This window comes from Streptomyces sp. ST2-7A (assembly GCF_021390475.1).
In the GTDB taxonomy this organism is placed as follows: domain Bacteria; phylum Actinomycetota; class Actinomycetes; order Streptomycetales; family Streptomycetaceae; genus Streptomyces.
Genome location: NZ_JAJUWS010000050.1, coordinates 27,774 through 47,329 on the forward strand (window position 1 = coordinate 27,774; position 19,556 = coordinate 47,329).

At 73.4% G+C, this 19,556-nt stretch carries 13 protein-coding genes; 8 read left to right on the plus strand and 5 right to left on the minus strand.

Going from position 1 to position 19,556, the window contains the following annotated elements:
- Positions 1-273: 273 nt before the first annotated feature.
- Positions 274-3,708 (plus strand): tetratricopeptide repeat protein, encoded by a 3,435-nt coding sequence (locus LZF96_RS23305; RefSeq protein ID WP_233876258.1) that lies wholly within the window; start codon positions 274-276, stop codon positions 3,706-3,708.
- 121 nt (positions 3,709-3,829) lie between these two features.
- On the opposite strand, the gene LZF96_RS23310 is transcribed toward LZF96_RS23305, so the two are convergent.
- Entirely contained in the window at positions 3,830-4,021 is a 192-nt protein-coding gene (locus tag LZF96_RS23310; RefSeq protein WP_233876260.1) for a hypothetical protein, read from the minus strand.
- Complete coding sequence (gene mca / locus LZF96_RS23315) at positions 4,018-4,953, minus strand: mycothiol conjugate amidase Mca (protein WP_233876262.1); 936 nt, start codon at positions 4,951-4,953, stop codon at positions 4,018-4,020. The genes LZF96_RS23310 and mca overlap by 4 nt, the downstream gene beginning before the upstream one ends.
- Before the next feature lie 244 nt (positions 4,954-5,197).
- Here mca and LZF96_RS23320 point away from each other — a divergent pair, with 244 nt between their 5' ends.
- Positions 5,198-5,662: a DUF4307 domain-containing protein gene (locus LZF96_RS23320; protein WP_233876264.1), complete on the plus strand. Its 465-nt coding sequence runs from the start codon at positions 5,198-5,200 to the stop codon at positions 5,660-5,662.
- Positions 5,663-5,887: 225 nt separating this feature from the next.
- On the opposite strand, the gene LZF96_RS23325 is transcribed toward LZF96_RS23320, so the two are convergent.
- Positions 5,888-7,099 (minus strand): S8 family peptidase, encoded by a 1,212-nt coding sequence (locus LZF96_RS23325; RefSeq protein ID WP_233876267.1) that lies wholly within the window; start codon positions 7,097-7,099, stop codon positions 5,888-5,890.
- Positions 7,100-7,889: 790 nt separating this feature from the next.
- On the opposite strand from LZF96_RS23325, the gene greA reads away from it, so the two are divergent.
- On the plus strand, positions 7,890-8,387 hold the full coding sequence (gene greA, locus LZF96_RS23330) for a transcription elongation factor GreA (RefSeq protein ID WP_233876269.1): 498 nt from the start codon (positions 7,890-7,892) through the stop codon (positions 8,385-8,387).
- A 119-nt stretch (positions 8,388-8,506) separates the two neighbouring features.
- On the plus strand, positions 8,507-10,639 hold the full coding sequence (locus LZF96_RS23335; RefSeq protein WP_233876272.1) for a thioredoxin domain-containing protein: 2,133 nt from the start codon (positions 8,507-8,509) through the stop codon (positions 10,637-10,639).
- 96 nt (positions 10,640-10,735) lie between these two features.
- Here LZF96_RS23335 and LZF96_RS23340 read toward each other — a convergent pair whose 3' ends face one another.
- Positions 10,736-11,377 (minus strand): hemolysin III family protein, encoded by a 642-nt coding sequence (locus LZF96_RS23340; RefSeq protein WP_233876291.1) that lies wholly within the window; start codon positions 11,375-11,377, stop codon positions 10,736-10,738.
- Between the two features lie 585 nt (positions 11,378-11,962).
- Between LZF96_RS23340 and LZF96_RS23345 the strand changes: the two genes are divergently transcribed.
- Entirely contained in the window at positions 11,963-13,807 is a 1,845-nt protein-coding gene (locus LZF96_RS23345) for a phosphoenolpyruvate carboxykinase (GTP) (protein WP_233876274.1), read from the plus strand.
- Positions 13,808-13,975: 168 nt separating this feature from the next.
- Here the strand turns inward: LZF96_RS23345 and LZF96_RS23350 are convergent, their stop codons facing one another.
- Positions 13,976-15,187 (minus strand): pyridoxal phosphate-dependent aminotransferase, encoded by a 1,212-nt coding sequence (locus tag LZF96_RS23350; RefSeq protein WP_233876276.1) that lies wholly within the window; start codon positions 15,185-15,187, stop codon positions 13,976-13,978.
- A gap of 118 nt (positions 15,188-15,305) precedes the next feature.
- Between LZF96_RS23350 and LZF96_RS23355 the strand changes: the two genes are divergently transcribed.
- From LZF96_RS23355 to LZF96_RS23365, 3 genes are all read left to right on the plus strand, one after another.
- Positions 15,306-16,583, plus strand: coding sequence for an alanine racemase (locus tag LZF96_RS23355; RefSeq protein ID WP_233876279.1), 1,278 nt, complete (start codon positions 15,306-15,308; stop codon positions 16,581-16,583).
- Between the two features lie 696 nt (positions 16,584-17,279).
- Entirely contained in the window at positions 17,280-17,786 is a 507-nt protein-coding gene (locus LZF96_RS23360) for a SigE family RNA polymerase sigma factor (RefSeq protein ID WP_233876281.1), read from the plus strand.
- Between the two features lie 27 nt (positions 17,787-17,813).
- Positions 17,814-19,340 carry a hypothetical protein gene (locus LZF96_RS23365; protein ID WP_233876283.1) on the plus strand — a complete coding sequence of 509 codons (1,527 nt, stop codon included), beginning with the start codon at positions 17,814-17,816 and terminating at the stop codon, positions 19,338-19,340.
- The last annotated feature ends 216 nt before the right edge of the window (positions 19,341-19,556 follow it).

The window sequence follows — 19,556 nt, forward strand, 5'->3', positions numbered from 1 at the left end:
GGGGCGTCTCCGCACCCTTCCCCAACCCCTGTACCCGGAATGGGGGTTCACCGCCGACCCGGCGTTCCTCCGGCGGAAAACCGACCCCTCCGCGCCGCGTGACGGACCCCTCGGAGGGGAACGGCTCAGATGACGCGCCCCGACCCCGCCCGGCCGTGGCGGGACGGGTCGATCACCGCGCCGCGCCACCGCGCCGCGCCGAGTCTCCGCCCACCCCGGGGCCGCCCCAGCCGGCTGTCCCGGGGTCACCGGCGGACAGGGGGAGGAGCCGCCATGACCGTCACACCCGGGCCGCCCGGCACGCCCCACCGGCCCGTTCCCCGCACCCTGGAGGAACTGCCGGCGCCCCGCCGCGAGGACGTGGAGCGTCTGTTGACGCGCGTCATCGAGGACGAGGTCCGCCTCGCCGGCGACGGAACGGACGCCGGCCGGCTGCTCCGCCTCGCCCGTTCCTCCGTCGACCGGATCCTCACCCCCGCCGCCGAGGAGTGGCGGGAGTACCTCCGGGTCGAGGAGGAGGACGCCGCCGGACGGTTCCGCGAGCGTCTGGACGGCCGGACCCTGGCCGCCGTCACCGCCTCCACCCTGTGCGCCACGGTCGTGGCGCTGTTGCTGCTGAGCTCCACGGGCTCCGGCTCCGGCTCCGGCTCCGGCTCCGCCGGCGTCGCGCTGACCGGCGCGTTCATCGTCGCGCTGGCCTCCGTCGTCGGCTTCCTGCTGCAGGCCGCCGTCGCCCACCTGTGGGCCTCCGAGTCGCGGGCCGGCGTTCGCAACCAGCCGGGCGGCGTCGAACAGCTCCGCCTGGCCTGGCTCAACGCCGTCGAGGTCCGCGGCCTGAACCCCTGGCTCGCCCAGCAGCGCGCCGTCGTCGCCCGCGGCGGGACCCGCCGCACCCCCGTGGGCCGGGCCTCCCACCGCCCGCCGGCCCGTGACCGCAGCGGCGTCAGCCGCACCCGGGGCGTGCTGGAACGCTCCTTCGAGCGCCTGCCCGAACCCGTGGAGCACTTCCCCGGCCGGCGCGAGGAGCTGACCCGCATCACCCGACTGGTCAACCGCGACCGGGCCGGCACCGACACCCACCCCACCATCGTCGTCCTGCACGGGCCGCCCGGCACCGGACGCACCGCCCTCGCCCACCACGTCGTGCACGAACTGCGCTCCCTGTTCCGGGGCGCCTGCTCGGTCGACCTGCGCGGCGGAAGCGAGGACCCGATGTCCACCCGGGCCGCCGCGCTGTACCTGATGAACCGGCTCGGCGCCCCCCGTGACCAGGTGCTGCAACGAGAGGGCGGTGGACGGGACGGCGACGAGGAGCCACCCGGCCGCCTCCTGGACCGCTACCGGCAGCACCTCGCCGGCCTGCCGGTGGTCATCGTCCTGGACGACGCCGCCGACCCCGAGCGGGTCCGCCCACTGATACCGCACCGGTCGCCGGCGCTGGTGCTGGTGACCACCTCGCGCCCGATGGACCCCGCCGATCTCCTCCCGCCCGGCGACGGACCCGGCGGCGCGGCCGGGCCCGATCCCGCCGACCGGATCCACCACATCGCCCCCGCGCCACTGACCGGTGCCGCCGCCGCCGAGCTGATGCGGGCGGCACTCGGGGGCCGTCGCCCCGCCGGTCCGCCGGACGATCCCGGCGCGGCCGGGGACCTCGAGCGCCTCGCCGCCGCCTGCGCGGGCCGGCCGCTGCTGCTGCGCCTGGTCGGCGCCGCGCTGGAGCACCGCCCGGCCGCCGACCTCGCCCGGGCCCTGACGACCGGCGACGGCAGAGGCACCGACAGCGGCGCCGACACGGGCAGCGGTCCGGCCGGTCCGGCCGCCCCCGAGGGGGACCCGACCGAGCGGGTCCTGACCCTGTGCGCGGAACACCTCGAGGAACCCGCCCGCCGCCTGCTGCGCCGCCTGGCCGTGGCCGGCCGTGCCGCCGTCGGCCCGGCCGCCGCCGTCGCCCTTCTGGACACCCAGCGCGCCGAGGCGGTCCGCCGCACGGAGGAGTTGGCCCGGGCCGGATTCCTGCAACCGGCGCGCGGCGACCGTCACCGCCTGCACGAGTCGGTGCGCCGCTTCGCCCGCGCCCGACTCAACGAGGAGGAGACCGCCGAGGAGCGCGCCGCCGCCCGCGAGCGCCTCATCCGCAGCTACGCGGAACTCGCCGACACCGTCATCCGGCTCGTCGACGGCAACACCACCACCCGCACCGACGCCCTGCCCGGCGCCGCCGGTCGCCACGGCTTCACCTCCCTGGCCGCCGCCCTGCGCTGGCTGGACGAGGAGGCCGACTTCATCACCGCCACCCTCCGGCACGCCGACCCCTCGGTGGACCGCGAGGCGATGCTGCGCCTGCTCGGCGCCCTGGGCGATTGGTGCCTGCTCCGCGGCGACCTGCACCGACTCGGGGAGCTCAACGCCATGGTCCGGGCCCTGGACGAGGAACGCTTCACCCGCTCGGTGCGCTGGCGCACCGGCGTCGCCGAACGCCAGCTCGGCGAACTGGACAAGGCCCGGTCCACGCTGACCTCGGTCGTCGACCTCTACCGGGAGGACCGCAACCGCGCCGGCGCCGCCCGTGCCCTGCGCGACCTGGGCATCACCCTCCAGCACCAGGGCCGACTGCCCGAGGCCGCCGAGCGGCTCGGCGAGGCGCTGGAGACCCAGACCGCCGACGGGTTCGCGGCCGACCGCGCCTGGACCTTGCACGCGCTGGCCGCGGTGGAGCGCGAGCGCGGCAGGGTCCTGGCCTCCGGGCGGCTGCTGGAGGAGGCGCTGGAACTGCACCGCTCCGGCGGCAGCGTGCACGGTGAGGCGTGGACCCGCTTCCAACTCGGGCAGACCCTGCTACGGCGTGGCCGGACCGCCGACGCCGAGCGGGAGCTGGCCGGGGCGGGCGACCTGTACGAGCGCTCCCGCGACCCCCGCGGCGGCGCGTGGGTGCTCACCGAACTCGGCCGCGCCCGCCTCTTCGACGGGGACGGCATCGGGGCCGTGGAACGGCTGGAGACGGCCCTGGGCCGCCACCGGGAGACCGAGGACGTCCGGGGCGAGGCGTGGACCCTGCACCACCTGGGCCTGGCCCTGGAGGAGATCGGCAACCCGGCCGAGGGGGTTCGCTCGCTGGAGCGGGCCCGCGGGATGTTCAACCGGATGCCGGACATCCACGGTCTGGCCCTGGCCCGCCACCACTCCGGGCGGGTCACCCGCGACATGCGGGCCGAGGCCACCGGCTCACTGCGCAACAGCGGCTTCCCCCGCCAACTGCTGGTCGACGCCCGCCGCGACTTCCGCCGCGCCGGCGCGCCCTACGGCGACGCCTGGTCGGCGCTGGAGCTGGCGGTGGTCGACGCCGGCAACGAGCGCGCCGGGCAGGCGCTGGAACTGGCAGACGAGGCGTTGGCGGTCTTCGCGGAGGGATACGGCGAGGGCGTCCCGGACGCCCGCGGCACCGACTGGGCGCGCTTCCTGCGCTGCACCCTGCTCCCGCTCGCCTCCCCCGGCGGACCGGAGGTCGGCGCGGTCGTCGCGCAGGAGGAACTGGAACGGCTCCGGCGCGAGGACCACCCGCTGCGCGACCCGGCGCTCGCGGACGCGGTGGAGTCGTTCGCGGTGATGCTGGGGCGCGACCGGGGCCCGGAGGAGGGGTGGACGGCGTGGCGACTGGGCATGGTGCCTCGCCGGGCCGCCGGCGAGGTGATCGGCGTCACCGGCTGAACCGGGCACGCCGGTGGACCCGCCGCCCGGGGGCACGCCGACGGCCGGGTGCGGGCACTCCGATGGATGCCCGCCCCCGGCCGTCGGGACGCCGGTGTGCCCCGCCCGGGGGGCGAGGGGCTCAGTCCCCCCGCTCGTCCCGCCGGGCGTCCAGACGGTTGAGCCGCCCGCTCATCGACCGCAGCAGGATCCACACCACCGCGCCGAGCGCGGCGAAGACGGTGAACCCCAGTACGCCGGGGGTCACGGTGAACTCGTTCAGCTCCCGGGCCGGCTCGGCCAGGAACGTCGCCAGGGAGATCGGGTCGCTCATGGGGCCATTGTCCCGGGTGCCCCGGGAGCGGCGGACCCCCGGTCGGTCGGCAGGTCGGTCGGCAGGTCCCGGACCCCCGCGAACAGGTCGGACTCCGGAAAGGTGGTGTCGACCCGGCTGCGGGCCAGTTCGTACTCCTCGGTCGGCCACACGTCCTGCTGGACCTCCAGCGGCACCTTGAACCAGCCACCGTCCGGGTCGATCTGGGTGGCGTGCGCCAGCAGCGCCTTGTCACGGACGGGGAAGTACTCCGCGCACGGCACCCGGGTGGTCAGCTCCCGGTCCGTCCGCTGGAACTCGTCCCAGCGGCGCAACCACTCCCCGTACGGGGAGTCCATGCCGCGCTCCAGCATCGCGTTGTGCAGCGCGAGGGTGCGGGGTCGGTTGAAGCCCTGGTTGTAGTAGAGCTTCAGGGGCTCCCACGGCTCCCCGGTGCCCGGGTAGCGCTCCGGGTCGCCGGCCGCCTCGAAGGCGACCATCGAGACGCGGTGCGTCATGATGTGGTCCGGGTGCGGGTAGCCGCCGTTCTCGTCGTAGGTGGTGATCACCTGCGGACGGAACGAGCGGATCAGCCGTACCAGCGGCTCCGCGGCCTCCTCCTCGTCCAGGAGCGCGAAGCAGCCCTCGGGCAGTGGTGGCAGCGGGTCGCCCTCCGGCAGCCCGGAGTCCACGAAACCCAGCCATTCCTGCCGCACGCCCAGGATCTCGCGGGCCTCCGCCATCTCCTTCGCCCGCACCTCGTGGATGTTCTCCTCGATGTACCGGTCGCCCTGCAGGCGTGGATTGAGGATCGATCCGCGTTCGCCGCCGGTGCAGGTGACCACCATCACCTCGACACCCTCGGCCACGTACTTGGCCATCGTCGCCGCGCCCTTGCTCGACTCGTCGTCGGGGTGCGCGTGCACGGCCATCAACCGCAGTTGCTCTGTCAAGACTCGGTCCTCGCCGTCTCACTCCGGGATACGCCTTCTATAGTGACCGATGGAGAAGGCTCCCCATTCCCGCTTTTCCGGCGCTTTCCCCGGTTCGCGGGATTCGGCGGCCGGAACGGACCGGGGAGGGCGCGGGAACACCGTCCCGCCGGGAACACCGGGACCGCCGGCCACATGCCGTACCGCCGGTCACCCACCGGAACACGGGGAACACACACCACACCGGGAACGCGAGGAATCACGCATGACGTCCGAGAGGCATCCCGGGGCGGCCGGGACGCCGTCCACCGCCCCGTCCGGCGGTGCCCGACCCGCGCCCCCGCCCGGTCGCTACGGACGCTCCGCCCCCGACGACGCCCGCACCGACCGCAGGCTGCGGGTGGTGGGCGCCGGCCTCGGCGCGCTCCTGCTGGCCTTCCTGGTGTGGACGGGGATCTCCGTGATCGGGGGGGAGCGGGTCACCGGCACCCTCACCGGTTTCACCGTGGTCTCCGACGAGGAGGTCGAGGCGGTTCTCCAGGTCCGCAAGCCCGCCGACGGGGTCGGGGTGTGCACGGTGCGTTCCCAGGCGGAGGACGGGCTGGAGGTCGGCCGGGCCCAGTTCCGCTTCGAGGCGGAGGGCGAGGTGGAGCTGCGGGCGGTGACCGTGCGCACCACCCAGCGCGGCACCAGCGCGGAACTGCTCGGCTGCGTGCTCGCGGAGAACTGAGGTCCGGGGCGGGCCGGCTCCCGCGATCCGGCCCGGGCGGTCCGACCCACGCGGGCCGGCGGCGCGGCCCGGTGGCCCGACCGCGCGGAGCCGGGCGCCTCCCCGGTGGGGGAGACGCCCGGCCGTGGCGCGCGGGGTCGGGGCCGGATCACCGGCCCGGGGACGCGCTCTCATCGTGCTTCGGGGAACCCGGCGGTTCCGGGCGGCGGGAGGGACGGGGTCGGGTCAGGGCACCCGGAGCAGGCGGTTGGGGCTGCCGCTGCCGGGGTTGGAGATCCGTCCGGTGGTGGACAGGGAGACGAGCCGGGACTCCACCTGGGCGGGGGAGAGGCTCGGGCTGCCACCGAGGACGAGGGCGGCGGCGCCGGCCACGTGCGGGGCGGCCATCGAGGTGCCGGAGATGGTGTTCACCGCCGGGTTGGAGGTGTGCCAGGGGGCGGCGATGCTCTGACCCGGGGCGAAGATGTCGACGACCGTGCCGTAGTTGGAGAAGGAGGCGCGGCTGTCGGAGCTGGTGCTCGCGGCGACAGTGATGGCCTGGGTGACCCGGGCGGGGGAGGAGTTGCCGGCGTTGGCGTTGCTGTTGCCGGCGGCGACGACGTAGGTCACGCCGGAGGCGATGGAGTCGCGCACGGCCTGGTCGATGACGGTGCTGGCGCCGCCGCCCAGGCTCATGTTGGCGACCGAGGGGCCGGAGGCGTTGCGGGTGATCCAGTTGATGCCGTTGACCACGGACTGGACGGTGCCGGAGCCGGAGTTGTTGAGCACCTTCACGCTGACCAGGTTGGCGCGCTTGGCGACGCCGTACGAGGTGCCTGCGGCGGTGCCGGCGACGTGGGTGCCGTGGCCGTTGCCGTCGGAGCCGTTGCCGCCGAAGGCGTCGTAGCCGAAGCTCGCCCGGCCGCCGAAGTCGTTGTGGGTGTACCGGATGCCGGTGTCCACGACGTAGATGGTGACCCCGGCCCCGGCCTGGTCGGGATAGGTGTAGGAGTTGTTGAGCGGCAGGGCCGGCTGGTCGATGCGGTCCAGACCCCAGGAGGGCGGGTTGACCTGGGTGGCGGTGGTGTGGACGACCTCGTCCTGGACCACGGCCTCGACGGCCGGGTGGGCGGCGAGCTTCTCGGCGTCCGCCTCGTCGGCCTCGATCGCGACGCCGTTGAGCACCGCTTCCCAGGTGCTGGTGATCTCGGCGTCGAAGTTCTCGGCGAGCTTCTCGGCCTCGGGCGATCCGGCCTCGACCTCGTCCTTGAAGATGACGATGTAGCTGCCCTCGACGGCCTCGGGGGCGTCGGCGTTGAGGATGACGCCGACCGGTTCCTCGGCCGACGCGGCGTGCGAGGTGGCGGGCAGGATACCGAGACCGAGGGCGAGGACGGCGGCTCCGGCCACCGTCAGTCGAAGTCCGGAACGGCTCAGGGGGGTGCGCGGCACTGACATCGAGGGTCCTTCCTCAGCGTGGTGCGCGAGTGGGGGGACGGGCGGGTGGTGCCTGTGCCCGGAGTGGCGGACCCGGGGACCCATCTGGGGCATGGGCATGACAAAGCAATCCCGGTGGCGTCCGAGGTGACGGACGTCCCGCCGGGGAAAGATTCGCCCCGTCACAGGAATCGCGCAAGGGGGTCGGGAGTCATGAACCCGTAATTCACACGGCTGTGACACCTTTCACGCGACGGTGACGCGGCGGACCCGAACCTCCCGAAGCTGTGGGCGGGTTGGGGAAACCGACGCGCCGTCGGGGATCCACCGGTCCGCTCCGTGGCCCCCGCCGACGCCTCCCACCAAGGCGTCGGCCGGGTCGGGCTCCGGGCGGGCGGGGGACGGGCCGGCTTCCCGGCCGGCCGGGGGCGGACCCCGCGCGCCCGCGAATCCCCGGAGCGTTCCGGGAACGGGATCCCGCCCGGGTGAACGGTTCCGACACGCCCGGGGCCGCCACTGTTCCGATGTCACCCACCCGCGCCGCTCGGCCGGACGCCCACCGGCGACACGTCGATCGGGCACTCTCCGTCATCCACGGCCACCGGAAGGTGTCCGTCCCGGGTTCGCGGGGGGAACGGATCACGGCGCGGGGACGAATGGCGGGTTGCCGGTTTGCCGGCGACGCCGCAGGGTAATTCTCCGGCGACTCGATCGCCCTTCGGTACGATTGATGTTTCGCCCACCCGGGGCGTCACCGCCTTCCGGGTCGGGCCTTGTTTGTATTCCGCCGAAAAGTTCCTAGGAGCTACTTGTGACCCAGACCAGCGAGAGCGTCACCTGGTTGACCCAGGAGGCGTACGACCAGCTCAAGGCCGAGCTGGACCACTTGTCGGGTCCCGCACGCACCGAGATCGCCAAGAAGATCGAGGCCGCCCGCGAGGAGGGCGACCTCAAGGAGAACGCGGGATACCACGCGGCCAAGGAAGAGCAGGGCAAGCAGGAGGCGCGCGTGCGCCAACTGGAGCACCTGCTGCGGACCGCCAAGGTGGGCGAGGCCCCGGCGGACACCGGCGTGGTCGCCCCCGGCATGGTCGTCACGATCGCCTTCGACGGCGACGAGGACGACACGATGACCTTCCTGTTGGCGTCCCGGGAGTTCGCGACCTCCGACATCGAGACCTACTCCCCGCAATCGCCCCTCGGCGGCGCGGTGACCGGCAAGCGAGCCGGGAACGAGGCCCGATACGAGTTGCCGAACGGCAAGATGGCCATGGTCAAGGTCATCGACGCGAAGCCCTACCAGTCCTGAGCCCGCCACCGGGCCGTCGGCCCGGTCCGACGCCCGGTGGCCTCCGGGCGCCGGGAAACAGTCGGGCCGGGCCCGCGCCGGTACCGGGCCCCGGAGGGGGTCTCCGGCAGGATGGGTCCATGGCCAACCGACTCGCCGAAGAGAGCTCGCCCTATCTCCTGCAGCACGCCGACAACCCGGTGGATTGGTGGCCGTGGTCGCCCGGGGCCTTCGAGGAGGCCCGCCGCCGGGACGCGCCGGTCCTGCTGAGTGTCGGTTACGCGAGCTGTCACTGGTGTCACGTGATGGCCCGCGAGTCCTTCGCCGATCCGGATGTCGCCGCCTACCTCAACGAGCGCTTCGTGGCGATCAAGGTGGACCGCGAGGAGCGGCCCGACGTGGACTCCGTCTACATGGACGCCGTGCAGGCCGCCACCGGGCAGGGTGGCTGGCCGATGACCGTCTTCATGACCGCCGAGGGTGAGCCCTTCTACTTCGGCACCTACTTCCCCCCGGAGCCGCGCCACGGGTTGCCGTCCTTCCGGCAGTTGCTGGAGGGGGTGCACACCGCCTGGACCGATCGGCGCGAGGAGGTGGGCGGTGTCGCCGGGCGCATCGCCCGTGACCTGGCGGGCCGGGAGGGGGTCCGCGACTTTCCCGACCCACCCGGGCCGGCCGAGCAGGCCGCGGCGCTGCTCCAACTGAGCCGGGAGTTCGACATGGCGCGCGGCGGGTTCGGCGGCGCGCCGAAGTTCCCGCCCTCCATGGTGCTGGAGTTCCTGTTGCGCCACCACGCCCGCACCGGCGCGGCCGGCGCGCTGGGGATGGCGCGCCGGACCTGTGACGCGATGGCGCGCGGTGGCATCCACGACCAGCTCGGCGGTGGTTTCGCCCGGTATTCGGTGGACGCGGAGTGGACTGTCCCGCACTTCGAGAAGATGCTCTACGACAACGCCCTGTTGTGCCGGGTGTACACCCATCTGTGGCGTGCGGACGGCACCCCCCGGGACCGCCGCGTCGCACTGGACACCGCCGACTTCATGATCCGCGATCTGCGCACGGCGGAGGGCGGCTTCGCCTCCGCGCTGGACGCGGACAGCGCCGATCCGGCCGATCCGGACGGGCCGCACATCGAGGGCGCCCACTACGTGTGGACGCCGGCGGAGGTGCGCGAGGCACTGGAGGGGCTGGACGAGGCGACCGTGAACGCCGCGCTCGACCTGCTGGGTGTCACGGAGGAGGGCACCTTCGAGGAGGGCCGGTCGGTGCTCCGCCTGCCCCCGCCCGCCGGTCCGGCCGGCGGAACCGGCGCGTCCGGCGACCCCACCGACCCCGGGCGCGCCGCCGCGGGGGAGGACGACCCGGCCGCCGCCCTGCCCGCCGAGGTGCGCCGCCGGCTGCTGGCCGCCCGCGACCGCCGGCCGCGTCCGGAACGCGACGACAAGGTCGTCGCCGCCTGGAACGGCCTGGCGATCGCCGCCCTCGCCGAGGCGGGAATCTGCTTCGACCGCCCCGATCTCGTCGAGGCCGCCGAGGGGGCCGCCGATCTGATCGTCGGCCGACACCTGGATGCCGACGGTCGACTGACGCGCACCTCGCTGGGAGGCGAGCCGGGGCGCAGCGCGGGCGTGCTGGAGGACTACGCGGATGTCGCCGAGGGCTTCCACGCCCTGTACGCCGCGACCGGTGAGGTCGCCTGGTTGGATCTGGCCGGTGTCCTGCTCGAGGTGGTGCTGACCCGGTTCCGGGACGCCGACGGCTCGCTGTACGACACGGCGGATGACGCCGAACGCCTGATCCGGCGTCCACAGGACCCCACGGACGGTGCCGCCCCCTCCGGGTGGACGGCCGCCGCCGGGGCGCTGCTGACCCATGCCGCCCACACCGGTGACGCCCGGTACCGGGAGGCCGCCGAGCGGGCCCTGGGGATCGTCTCGGCCCTGGCCCCCCGGGCGCCCCGCTTCGCCGGGTGGGGCCTGGCGGTGGCCGAGGCGGCGCTGGACGGTCCGCGCGAGGTGGCCGTGGTGGGGCCGCCCGGCGATCCGCTCCGGACCGAACTGCACCGGGTGGCGCTGCGTTCCACGGCGCCGGGCGCGGTGGTGGCGCTCGGCGAGCCGGACGGCGCGGACACGGACACCGCGCCGCTACTGCGCGATCGCCCGCTGCGGGAGGGGCTGGCGACTGCGTACGTGTGCCGGAACTTCGTCTGTTCCGCGCCCACCACCGATCCCGCCGAGTTGGCGGAGCGGCTGCGTCCCGACGGCACGCCCTGACGCCCGGACCGACCGGTCCCGGCGTACGACCGCGGCCCCGAACCCCCGCGGAGGGGTTCGGGGCCGCGGTCGTACGCCGGTGGTGCGCGCCGGGGATCAGCCGGTGCCGTAGGCGACCAGTGAGATCCCGACGTAGTGCACGACGAACGCCGCGAGGGTCAACGAGTGGAAGACCTCGTGGAAGCCGAACCACCGGGGGGAGGGGTTGGGGCGCTTGAGCCCGTAGACGACCCCGCCCGCGCTGTAGAGCAATCCGCCGATCACGATCAGGATCATGACCACGATGCCGCCGGCGCGCATGAAGTCGGGCAGGAAGAAGACGGCGGCCCACCCCATGGCGAGGTAGCAGGGGGTGTAGAGCCATCGGGGGGCGCCCACCCAGAAGACCCGGAAGGCGATACCGGCGGCGGCGGCGAGCCAGATGCCCCACAGCAACATCTGTTGGCGGCCGTCCTCCAGCAGCAGGATCGTCAACGGGGTGTAGGTACCGGCGATGATCAGGAAGATGTTGGCGTGGTCGAGCCGGCGCAGCACGGCCATGGCCCGCGGACCCCACCGCCCCCGGTGGTACAGCGCGCTGACCCCGAAGAGCAGGCAGGCGGTGAGGGTGTAGACGGCGCAGGCCAGTCGCCCCTCCGGGGTCTGTGCGAGAGCGGTGAGCAGGATGCCCGCCACCAGTACGGCGGGGAACATGCCGGCGTGCAGCCAACCCCGCAGCCGGGGCTTGATGAACTCCATGGCGGCGCCCGGCGCGATCTGCGACTCGTCATCGGCGGACCGGCCCGTCACGGTGACCGTGGCCGGGGGCGCCCCCGGGGAGTCCGGAGAGGAGGGGCGCGCGGGGCGCGCGCCCGCCGGCTGCGGGGGTCGGGAGCCGGCCGTGGGATCCGGGGCATCGGTCATATGTCGATGCTAGCCACGGAACCCCGGGTATCGCCCGGGGGGCCGCCCCTCCGACGCGAGGGGTCTCGGCCCCCTGCGCGGCCGGGATGCCGGTGGGCCCGGTGGCGGGCGCGGTTTCCGCGTCCCGTCGGCACGAACCACCCCAATCCTCCCCTTCCCGTACCCCCGGGGCGTGTCACGGCCGCGTCCCGGTGTGACCGAACCCACGTCGCGGCCGGGGCCGGGAGGGGTCGGGAGGCGGGCGCCGGTTCATGCTCCCGGCGCGAGTGGCGATGCTCACCTGAGCCGCGCTGGACACAGACGTGAACAGTTGGGAAACTCAGATGAGCGTGGTCGATACCGAATGAGCGGCAGACGCATTCGGATCGCAGCCCCCACGGGGCCGACCCAACCCTCGAAACCCTCATCTGGAGCGATACCGTGGCGCCCACCCCGACGGCCCCCACCAGCACCCCGGTTCCCACCCGCCACCAGGAACTCATCGCCTGGGTCGACGAGATCGCGGCCCTCACGCAGCCGGACCGCGTCGTGTGGTGCGACGGATCCGAGGAGGAGTACCGGCAGCTGTGCGAGCAGCTGGTCTCCACCGGAACCTTCACGCCGCTGAACCCCGACAAGCGGCCCGACTCCTACTGGGCGGCCTCCGACCCGACCGACGTCGCGCGGGTCGAGGACCGGACCTTCATCTGCTCCGAGCGGGAGGAGGACGCCGGCCCCACCAACCACTGGATGGCACCCGACCGGATGCGGGAGATCTTCAGCGGCTCCGAAGGCCTCTTCCACGGTTCCATGCGCGGCCGGACGATGTACGTCGTCCCCTTCTGCATGGGCCCCCTGGATTCCCCGCTCTCGGCGCTCGGCGTGGAGATCACCGACTCCGCCTACGTGGCCGTGGCCATGCGCACCATGACCCGGATGGGTACCCCCGTGCTGGAGCGGCTCGGCGAGGACGGACGGTTCGTGCGGGCCGTCCACTCCGTCGGCGCCCCGCTGTCCGAGGGCGAGGCCGACGTGCCGTGGCCCTGCAACACGACCAAGTACATCTCGCACTTCCCCGAGACCCGCGAGATCTGGTCCTACGGCTCCGGCTACGGCGGCAACGCCCTGCTCGGCAAGAAGTGCTACGCGCTGCGCATCGCCTCCGTCATGGCCCGCGACGAGGGCTGGCTGGCCGAGCACATGCTCATCCTCAAGCTCACCCCGCCCGCCGACGACCCCGCCGCCGGTGAGCCCGTCTACATCGCCGCCGCCTTCCCCTCCGCCTGCGGCAAGACCAACCTCGCCATGCTGGAGCCGACGATCCCCGGCTGGAAGGTCGAGACGATCGGCGACGACATCGCCTGGATGCGCTTCGGCGAGGACGGTCGGCTGTACGCCATCAACCCCGAGGCCGGCTTCTTCGGCGTCGCGCCCGGCACCGGTGAGCACACCAACGCCAACGCCATGCGCACCCTGTGGGGCAACTCCGTCTTCACCAACGTCGCCCTCACCGATGACGGCGACGTGTGGTGGGAGGAGATGACCGCCGAGCCCCCGGCCCACCTCACCGACTGGCGCGGGAACGACTGGACGCCGGACTCCGACACCCCGGCCGCCCACCCCAACGCCCGGTTCACCGTGCCCGCCGCCCAGTGCCCGACCATCGCCCCCGAGTGGGAGGACCCGCGCGGCGTCCCGATCTCCGCCATCCTCTTCGGCGGACGCCGGGCCACGGCCGTCCCGCTGGTCACCGAGTCCTTCAACTGGCGACACGGCGTCTTCCTCGGCGCCAACATCGCCTCCGAGAAGACCGCCGCGGCCGAGGGCACCGTCGGCGAACTGCGTCGCGACCCCTTCGCCATGCTGCCGTTCTGCGGTTACAACATGGGCGACTACTTCGGCCACTGGCTGGAGGTCGGCGCCAAGGCGGACCCGGCGAAGCTGCCCCGCATCTACTGGGTCAACTGGTTCAAGAAGGACGACGCCGGCCGCTTCGTGTGGCCCGGCTTCGGCGAGAACAGCCGGGTGCTCAAGTGGATCGTGCAGCGGCTGCGCGGGGCGGCCGACGGGGTGACCACCCCCATCGGCGTGCTGCCCACCCCGGCCGCGCTGGACACCGACGGGCTGGCCCTGACCCGCGACGAGTTGGACTTCCTGCTGGAGGTGGACCCGGAGGAGTGGCGCCGGGAGGCATCCCTGGTCCCCGGCCACCTGGAGCTCTTCGGTGACCGAACCCCGAAGGAGCTGTGGGACGAGTACCACGCCCTGGTCGACCGGCTCGGCTGACCGACGGCGGGCGCGGGCCGCGCGGAAAGACCCCACCTCCGCCCCGCCGCGACCGGTGAACCGGCCCCGCACAATGGCGTGCGGGGCCTCCGGCGTGTCCGGGGCGGGAACGCCGCCGGACGTGGCGGACAGTGGTGATCGGTGGTGATCGGTGTCGGCCGGTCTCCGTCAGTACTGCCCGTAGCCGTCGAGGAAGTTGCCGATCCGGGTGATCGCGTCGGTCAGCTGCTCCACCGACGGCAGGGTGACGATCCGGAAGTGATCCGGCTCCGGCCAGTTGAACCCGGTGCCGTGCACGATCATGATCCGCTCGGCCCGCAACAGGTCCAGCACCATCTGCCGGTCGTCCTTGATCTTGTAGACCTGCGGATCCAACCGCGGGAAGGCGTACAGCGCGCCCTTCGGCTTCACGCAGGTCACCCCGGGGATCGAGGTCAGCAGCTCGTGGGCGGCGTCGCGCTGCTCCCGCATCCGGCCGCCGGGCAGCACCAGGTCCTCGATCGTCTGCCGTCCGCCGAGCGCCGCCGCCACGGTGTGCTGCGCCGGCATGTTGGCACACAGCCGCATGTTCGCCAGGATCGTCAGACCCTCTATGTAGCTGCCGGCGTGCGCCTTGGGACCGCACACCGCCATCCAACCGCAGCGATACCCGGCGACCCGGTAATTCTTCGACAACCCGTTGAAGGTGAGGGTCAGCAGATCGGGGGCGACGGCGGCGGTCGGGACGTGCTCGGCGTCGTCGTAGAGGATCCGGTCGTAGATCTCGTCCGAGCACAGCACCAGATTGTGGCGGCGGGCGATCTCGGTCAGCTCCCGCAGCATCTCCACCGGGTACACCGCACCGGTCGGATTGTTCGGATTGATGATCACCAGCGCCTTGGTGCGGTCGGTGATCCGACGCTCGATGTCGGCCGGGTCCGGCAGCCAGTCCGAGGACTCGTCACAGCGGTAGTGGACCGCCGTACCGCCGGCCAGCGAGACCGACGCCGTCCACAGCGGATAGTCCGGGGCCGGCACCAGAACCTCGTCACCGTCGTCCAGCAGCGCCTGCATCGACATCTGGATCAGCTCGGAGACGCCGTTGCCGAGGTAGACGTCCTCCACCGACACGTCGATCCCCCGCGTCTGGTAGTGCTGCTGCACCGCCCGCCGGGCCGACAGCAGTCCCTTGGCGTCGCCGTAACCGTGCGCGGAGCCCACGTTGCGCAGGATGTCCTCGAGGATCTCCTGCGGGCACTCGAACCCGAAGGCGGCGGGGTTCCCGGTGTTCAGCTTCAGGATGCGGTGACCCGCGGCCTCCAGCCGCTGTGCCTCCTCGAGCACCGGTCCCCGGATCTCGTAGCAGACATTGGCGAGCTTCGTTGACTGGGTCACCTGCATAGCGGTCACCATACGGCGGGCCGGTGGCGGACGCGCGGTGTTATTCGCCACTCGGACGGTCCCCGGGGCGCACCGGCGCTCCGTTGACCAGCCGCGTGCGGGCTGTTAAACAGCAGCCATGGCCATCGCGACCGCGCTCGACCGTCTGGGTGGAGAGAGAGTCGACCACCGCTTCAAGGGCCTGCCGCCGAACGCCGCCGGACGCACGGTCCGGGAACTCACGGCCGAGCGGCGCAATCTCTACCGGGGTGGCTTCACGACCCCGATCCTCACCCTCTCCGCCGAGGCGGTGGAACACAACCTGCGCTGCATGGCCCGGTACGCCGACCGCCACGGCCTGGAGTTCGCCCCCCACGGCAAGACCTCCATGGCCCCCCAGCTGTTCTGGCGCCAGGTCGAGCACGGCGCCTGGGGCATCACCGTCGCCGTGCCGCACCAGGCCCGGGTCGCCCGGGACTTCGGCGTCCAGCGGATCTTCCTGGCCAACCAGCTCGTGGACGTCGCCGCCCTCGGCTGGCTGGCCGGGGAACTCGCCGCCGACCCCCACTTCCGCTGCGTGGTGTACGTCGACTCCGTGCGCGGCGTGGAGCTGATGGACCGCGCCCTGCGCGGGGCCGGGGCCCGCCGCCCGCTGGAGGTCGTCATCGAGCTGGGATCGGACGGAGCCCGATCCGGGGTGCGGGACACCGACACCGCCCTGGCGGTCGCCGGCGCCGTGGACGCCACGAGCACCCTCACCCTGGTCGGCGTCGCCGGTTACGAGGGCGAGCTGCCCGAGGCCGACGGCGCCGGGGTGCGTGCCTGGCTGGAGTCGCTGAGCGCGCTGGCGCTGACCCTCGACCGGGCCGGCCGCTTCCGGGACACCCCCGAGATCATGATCAGCGCGGGTGGCAGCGCCTGGTTCGACGCGGTGGCCGAGGCGTTCGCCAAGCTGCCCCGGTTTTCCCGCCCGGTCTGCCGGCTGCTGCGCTCGGGCGCCTACATCAGCCACGACGACGGCCGCTACCGGGAGGTGACCCCCTTCAACCGGATACCCGAGGAGGGCTTCCTGCTGCCCGCCTTCCGGCTGTGGGCCCAGGTGGTCTCCCGCCCCGAGCCGGGGCTGGCCCTGATCAACGCGGGCAAGCGGGACGTCGCCTACGACCTGGGGCTGCCCGAGGTGCAGGTGGTGCGGGACACCGCGGACCGGATGCGTCGCGCCACCGGTGTCACCGTCACCCGGCTGGCCGATCAGCACGCCTTCCTCGACTGCTCCGGGAGCCCCGAGCCACCCGAGGTGGGGGACTGGGTGGGGCTGGGGATGTCGCACCCCTGCACGATCTTCGAGAAGTGGCCGCTGATCCCGCTGGTGGCGGGGGACGGGACGGTCAAGGACTACATTCGCACCTTTTTCTGAGCCGGCCTCCGAGTCGGGGGCGCGGAGGCGGCCGGTGCCGGTCGGCCGGAACCCCGGCGCCGAGGACGGGGAGTGCCCCGGGGACCGGGGGTGTCCCGCCCGATGGCCGGCGGTGTCGGCCCGGGCCGTCCGGGAGGCGGTGGCCCGACGCGGTGGCCGGCGTTGTCGCGCCGGGCACCTCCGAACAGTGGTTCCCGGGGTTCGGGTGATGTTCCGGGAACGGTGTGTTCTCGGCCGGCCGGCGGGGGTGTGGGGGCGGTGGACCCGCCGCCGGTGGGACCGTATCGGCCGATCGCCTCCGCGCCGGGGAGACCCCGCACCGCCCGTCCGCCCGCGGCCGCGTTCCTCCGGGCGCCTCCGCCGGTTCCGGGGCCCGGGGCCCGGCGTGTTCGGTTCCGGCGCGGCTCCCGACCCGATCCGTCGGTGGGGTCGTCGGTCGACGGGAGGGGACGGGAGAGGGGTGGGGAAGTCGGCCGGCGCCGTGCCTCCCGGGGCCTCCCGGGAAAAAACTTGCCTCCGGGGTGCGACATCCGAGGGGGGCTCGCGCATCTCCATGGTGAGGACGGAACGCCGCGGCCATCGGGGGCCGGTCGCCGGGGAGCCGTCCCGGCCGGTGGACCACCACCGGTCCGGTACCGCCCGCCGGCCATACGGCCGGGGGCGGCGAAGAGGGTGAAGAAGGGGACAGGGGGACCCATGAGGCAACGGGACAGGGAGAGTTACCACGAGTTCATCCGCGTACGCAGCGGGCCGCTCTACCGATCGGCCTGCCTGCTGACCGGTGGGGACACCCATCTCGCGGAGGACATGGTGCAGGAGACCTTCGGGCGGATGTACTCCGCCTGGAGCCGGCGTTCCTGCATCGAGAACCCGGTGGGCTACGCACAGAAGGTGCTGATACGGGCTCATCTGACGCATCGCCGCCGTCGCAGCAGCGGTGAGCGGCCGGTGGACGGCCTACCCGACCACGGTACCGAGGGGGAGGACACCCCGCTGCGGGTGACCCTCCTGACCGCGCTCTCCCAGCTCTCCGCCGAGGACCGGGCGGTACTCGTCCTGCGCTTCTGGGAGGACCTGAGCGTGGAGCGGACCGCCGAGGTCATGCGTACCACCCCGGGAGCCGTACGCAGCCGCAGCGGCCGGGCGCTGACCCGCCTGCGCGCCGTGCTCGGCGCCCGGGACATCACCGAACTGACCGCGTAACCCGTCACCGCAGGGAGGGCGAGAAACATGAGCGCACACGACGAGAACACCTTCCCCGCCGGGGGCGGGGAGGAGAAGGACACCCCGACCGGAAGCGGGCGGCGGGACCCGAGGCTCCCGGCCGACCCGGAGCGGGGGTCGAACCGGGTCCCGGAGGCCGATGACATCCACGGACAAAAGACCGTCGTCGGTACCCCCGGGTACGGCGGGGCGCGGAGCACCACGGGCTCGGACGAGCCGGGCGGCCCGGAGACCGAATTCGAACAGAGGCTGGCCGACATGCTCCGACGCACCGGTGACGAATTCCGCCCCGACACCCCGAAGCTGATGGAGGGTGGCCTGCGGCGCGGCCGGGCCCGGGTGTGGCGCAGGCGGGCCGCGATGATGACCGGTGCGGCCTCCCTGGTCGCCGTCACGGTGGCGGCCATATCCCTGCCCGGCGGTGACCGCTCGACCCCGGTCGCCGCCGACATTCCGCGAACGGGCGAGGACATGGTGGAGACCCTGTTGGCGATGCTGCCCGAGGACACCGCGATGGAGAGCTCCGAGGGGTTCGGCCCGGACCTCCACCCCGAGCCCGTCGTCTGGATGCAACTGGAGGACGGCCCCGGTTCCCTCGACGTCACCCTCGCCCTCGGCCGCACCGTGGAGGAGGGCGGGGACGGTCCCGTGGACTGCGCCGCCCGGGAGGAGTTCGAGGAGGCGGGGGAGGAAGTCGAGTGTGAGGAGCGGCGGCTGGCCGACGGTTCCGTGCTCTCGGTGGCCTCATGGGAGGACGCCGTTTCGTCGGTCGACATCGTCGGGGGCGAGGGGTTCGCCACCCGCACCCTGGAGGCGACCCTCCGGGGCCCCGGAGGGTCCGACGGCGAGGGCCCCGGCGGGCGCCAGGTGTTCTTCTCCATGACCAAGGACGTGGCGGGGCCGGAGGAGTTGGAGGGGTACGCCTTCCCGATCAACCGGGACACCCTGGAGGAGGTCGTCCTCGCGCCGGTGTGGCAGGGGGTTCTCGACGAGGTGGACGTCCGGCACGGCCCGCCCGCCGAGGGTGACGGGACCGAGGACGACGGGGAGGAGTGGGAGCCGCCGACCGCCGAGAAGGCCGCGGAGGTCCGTGAGCACCTGGCCGGTCTTCTCCCCGAGGGGATCGACATGACCGAGCACCCGGGGGAGCCGGGGTTCCTGCCCGGTGTGGTGCTGGACGACGGCGACGGCGCCGTGCGGGCCGACATCGACTTCGGACCGGAGGGTTACCTCGTCGGCGGCGACGATCCCGCCTTCGGTCTCGACGACCCGGTATCCGACTGCGTCGAGGAGTCCCGGACCGACGGCCTGCGGGTGGCGGTCTGCACGCTCTCCGACCCCGAGTACACCTCGGAGACCCTGTGGTGGGCGCACGCCATGCACCCCGACGGCTTCCGCGTCGAGTTCACGGTGATCAACGCCCCCGACCACGGTGAGGAGCCGATCCGGGAGGACATGCCGCTCTCGACGGACGACCTGGTGCGCGTCGCGACCGACCCGGGCTGGCGGGAGGTGATGGCGGCCGGGGAGTGAGGTTCCCCGGAGCCGGGCGCCGGGCGCCCGGCTCCGGGCCCTCGGCACCCGGGCGGCTCGGCCCTCCGGTCCCGGGGGCCGCCCCCGAGCCGGGCCACCCGCGCCCGGGGCGGGGGCCCGCGACCGGGATCAGTTGATCTCGATGCCCTCGATCACCACGTCCTCTGCCGGCTTGTCGTTCGGGCCGGTCTCGGTGGCGGCGATCTCGTCCACCAC

Coding starts and splice junctions, on each gene's coding strand:
- LZF96_RS23310 (WP_233876260.1), bottom strand. CDS start 4,021: ATGAGCGACCCGATCTCCCTGGCGACGTTCCTGGCCGAGCCGGCCCGG.
- LZF96_RS23365 (WP_233876283.1), top strand. CDS start 17,814: ATGAGCGCACACGACGAGAACACCTTCCCCGCCGGGGGCGGGGAGGAG.
- LZF96_RS23340 (WP_233876291.1), bottom strand. CDS start 11,377: ATGGAGTTCATCAAGCCCCGGCTGCGGGGTTGGCTGCACGCCGGCATG.
- LZF96_RS23320 (WP_233876264.1), top strand. CDS start 5,198: ATGACGTCCGAGAGGCATCCCGGGGCGGCCGGGACGCCGTCCACCGCC.
- LZF96_RS23335 (WP_233876272.1), top strand. CDS start 8,507: ATGGCCAACCGACTCGCCGAAGAGAGCTCGCCCTATCTCCTGCAGCAC.
- LZF96_RS23325 (WP_233876267.1), bottom strand. CDS start 7,099: ATGTCAGTGCCGCGCACCCCCCTGAGCCGTTCCGGACTTCGACTGACG.
- LZF96_RS23360 (WP_233876281.1), top strand. CDS start 17,280: ATGAGGCAACGGGACAGGGAGAGTTACCACGAGTTCATCCGCGTACGC.
- LZF96_RS23350 (WP_233876276.1), bottom strand. CDS start 15,187: ATGCAGGTGACCCAGTCAACGAAGCTCGCCAATGTCTGCTACGAGATC.
- LZF96_RS23355 (WP_233876279.1), top strand. CDS start 15,306: ATGGCCATCGCGACCGCGCTCGACCGTCTGGGTGGAGAGAGAGTCGAC.
- LZF96_RS23305 (WP_233876258.1), top strand. CDS start 274: ATGACCGTCACACCCGGGCCGCCCGGCACGCCCCACCGGCCCGTTCCC.